Genomic DNA, 3,229 nt, shown 5'->3' with positions numbered 1-3,229 from the left:
GTCTAGTAAAGTCACTTTGTAGCCTTTTGTAAAGATTTATCTTAGTGCCAAGCTCTGATGCCCTACTCTCAAGCTCTGCTATCTCGCTTTTTAGCTCATTTAGCCTTGCCTCGTTTTTCTCTTTGCTCTCGCCATTTTGCTTGCTAGCTTTTAAATTTTGCTCAGCTATCTGGCGGTTTATCTCGCCGACCTTTAGCGCCTCGTCATTATACTTTTCAAAGGCCTCTGTCTTAAAAATTTGCTGAAAGGCAAAAAATGCTGGCTTTTGCGGTAAATTTAGATACTCCTGCAAGGCCTCATTTTGACTAACAAGCCTTGTTAGCTCCTCTGCCTCCGCCTTTTTGTCCCCCAGCTTAGCCAAAATTTCATCATGCTCGTTCTCCAAAGGCTCTAAAAGCTCCTCTATCTGCTTGGCTGAGTAGTAGCTCTCAAGCCTTCTATCGACGTCAGTTAGCTCGCTTTTTAGGCTTTTTAGCTCCTCTTCTTTGATCCTGATCTCGCTAAAAAGTAAATTTACCTCGTGAAGTGCAAGGTTAAATTTCTCCTTTGCCTCGTCAAAATCATCAACCCCTTCGCCCACTGCAAGGTACTTACCAAGCCCCATCAAAAAGCCATCTTGCTCCAAAAACTCGCCATACTCTTTTGCTGTCTGATCAAACTGGCTATGAGTTGGCTCGATCTTTACACCATTAATTGCATTAAAAACAAAATTTGACTTGTTTTGCTTTGATCCAAGCGCCACGCAAAATAACCCCCAAGCTGGCTTTGAGACAAAGGACTTCTCGCCATATTTACTCTTTTCATCAGCCGAGAGCAACCTTGTGGCTATAAATTTAAAATAATCAATCTCGCCCGCATACTCACCAATGCTCTTTAACTGGCTTAGCTCCTTGCTCAAAATTTCAACTGCGCCGTTATTACAAGAGCTAACGACCATCTCATAGCCTTGCAGCTCGTCATTTAGCCTAAAATAAAGCGCCTTTTCGTCGCTGTCATAAACTGGCTTAAAGATATCGTGCCTGCTCATTTGCGCGAGCTTCATCGCCCTAAGCGTCACTATTTCAGCCATCACGTCCTTTAAAAGTGTCGTTTTGCCAGTGCCTGGAGCGCCATTTACGCTGTAAATTCCACCATTTCCATCTTTAAATTTCTCAATTATATTGTTTAGCGCCATTTGCTGTGAGAAATTTAAGGCAAAATCACTTGCAAAAGCCGATCTAGGGTAGCGCTCAGCCCTAAAAAAGTCCCTTACCGCCCTTTGATTTAGCTCATCTCTAACGTCAAGCCTCTCAAATTTATTCTCACCGCCCTCGTCTAAAAACTGATCCGTTAGCTCGTGCGTCCTGCCTGACTCGTAAAATTTGATAAGCAAATTTATATCATCTATAAAAAAGCTATTTAAAAGGCCGTCCGTATCTTTAAAATTTGGGTCAGCGATCCTTACTTCAAGCCTGACCACGTCTTTACAAAATGGCGTCTTTAGCGAGCTTTTTAGCTCCTCGTGCACCGCTTTTACATAGTCACTTAGACGCATTTTCTCTTTGTGGATAGAAATTTTATCCTTGATGTGCTCGCACTCTTTGTTAAAGTCGTTTTGGCTGATCTCTTTTAGGTGGTTTAGGCGCACCATCGCCCAAGGAGCCGTTGGGATAAAGAGCTCATTTGATGAGTTTGGCGTGAAAAATGGGCTTAGCTCATCATCTAAATTTGCCTCTTTTAAAGCAAAATTTTGCTCATTTTTGCAAAATACTAGATCGCCAGAGAGCTTAAGCTTATAACAAAATGCCTTTTCAAAGCTAGTTTGCTCAGAGCGCAACTCATCTAAAATTTGCTCTTTTTCAAATTTCACCTTTGCTAGCTTTGATATCGCAAGGGCAAGCAAGTAAGTCTCAAAAATGCCACCAAAAATTGAAATTTCTACACCATTTTTTAAAAGCGACCTATCAAATGCTCTTAAAATTTGGACAAATTTCTCATCAAAATTTGCGATCTCAAGGTCCATTGATTTTTTAAATTTGCTATTTGTCTTTTTTGGCTCGTCTAAGGTTTTTGGCTCTAAATATTGTGATAATAAAAAGTATTTTAAGGTATTTGCCCTACTCAAATTTGCGCCTTATTTTGTTGTTATTTAGTGATTATAGTCCATTTTATATATGATTAAACTAAACTTGTAATCATTGTATAAGTAATTTTTGGCTAATATCGCGGCTATGATAAAGGCAAAAAAGCACTTTGGACAGAATTTTTTACAAGACAAAGCGACACTAGATAAGATCATCCAAGCGATACCCAATGACGTAGAAAACGTTGTTGAGATTGGGCCTGGCTTAGGTGATTTGACATTTAGACTTTTGCAAATTTACAAGACGACCTCTTTTGAGATAGATTGTGAGCTGTTTCAAATTTTAAAGGCCAAATTTGCAAATGAGATCCAAAATGGACAATTAAAACTTTTTTGTAAAGATGCTTTAGAGCAGTGGCAGCAAGAGGGCGGACTAAGTAGCCAGAACTACTTTTTAGTCGCAAATTTGCCCTATTACGTTGCTACGAAGATGATACTAAATGCGATAGATGACGAAAAATGCCTTGGACTTATTGTGATGATACAAAAAGAGGTTGCTCTTAAATTTAGTGCAAAGAGCAGGGATAAAGAATTTAGCGCTTTATCGATCCTCGCTTCACTACAAGGCAGGTGTGAGCTTTTGTTTGACGTGGATGCAAAGCTTTTTAATCCACCTCCAAAGGTCACATCCTCAGTCATCAAACTACAAAAAACAAAAAAGATTTTTGGCAAAGACGGGATTTCCAAAGATGCAAAACAATACGAGGCTTTTAAAGCATTTTTAAGAGCTGCGTTTGCTTCGCCAAGAAAGACGCTTTTGAAAAATTTATCCACAAATTTTGACAAAAAGGCGTTAGAAGAAATTTTTGAAGACCTAAGCTTAGCTCAAAATTTACGTCCACACGAACTAGATGTCGATTCTTATCTAAAAGTATTTGAAAGATTAAAGGAAGATAATGAACGACAAAAACGAAGAGAAAGTTGTAACTAATCAAAGTAAAAACAACAAAAGACGAAGATTTAGACCAAAAAACAAGCCAAAACAAGAGGGCGAAACTACCGAGCAAACATCACTAGCAAGCAAAAGCGTGATAGATAACTTCTTTGCAGCAGAGCAGGCTGAAGCCCAAGCCGAACCAAAGAGTCAAAATCCTCGCCCAAAAAAGC

The 3,229-nt window shown here is 39.3% G+C and carries 3 protein-coding genes; 2 read left to right on the top strand and 1 reads right to left on the bottom strand.

The annotated features are described in order from the left end of the window. The coding region (locus Q0296_RS10400; RefSeq protein WP_298040309.1) for a hypothetical protein at window positions 1-2,104 on the bottom strand (2,104 nt) is incomplete at its 3' end. Between the two features lie 106 nt (window positions 2,105-2,210). Here Q0296_RS10400 and rsmA point away from each other — a divergent pair. Both rsmA and Q0296_RS10390 read left to right on the top strand, forming a co-directional pair. Further along, entirely contained in the window at window positions 2,211-3,053 is an 843-nt protein-coding gene (rsmA, locus tag Q0296_RS10395) for a 16S rRNA (adenine(1518)-N(6)/adenine(1519)-N(6))-dimethyltransferase RsmA (protein ID WP_298040311.1), read from the top strand. Beyond that, window positions 3,019-3,229: hypothetical protein (locus Q0296_RS10390; RefSeq protein ID WP_298040307.1), on the top strand; the 211-nt coding region annotated here is incomplete at its 3' end. The genes rsmA and Q0296_RS10390, both read left to right, overlap by 35 nt.

The sequence above is a fragment of the uncultured Campylobacter sp. genome, assembly GCF_937890585.1.
In the GTDB taxonomy this organism is placed as follows: domain Bacteria; phylum Campylobacterota; class Campylobacteria; order Campylobacterales; family Campylobacteraceae; genus Campylobacter_A.
Note: the sequence above shows the minus strand (reverse complement) of the source record. Positions and strands in the feature narration are given on the sequence as shown.

What these genes read in the sequence shown, in the direction of transcription:
- rsmA (WP_298040311.1), top strand. Translation starts at nt 2,211, where the DNA reads ATGATAAAGGCAAAAAAGCACTTTGGACAGAATTTTTTACAAGACAAA.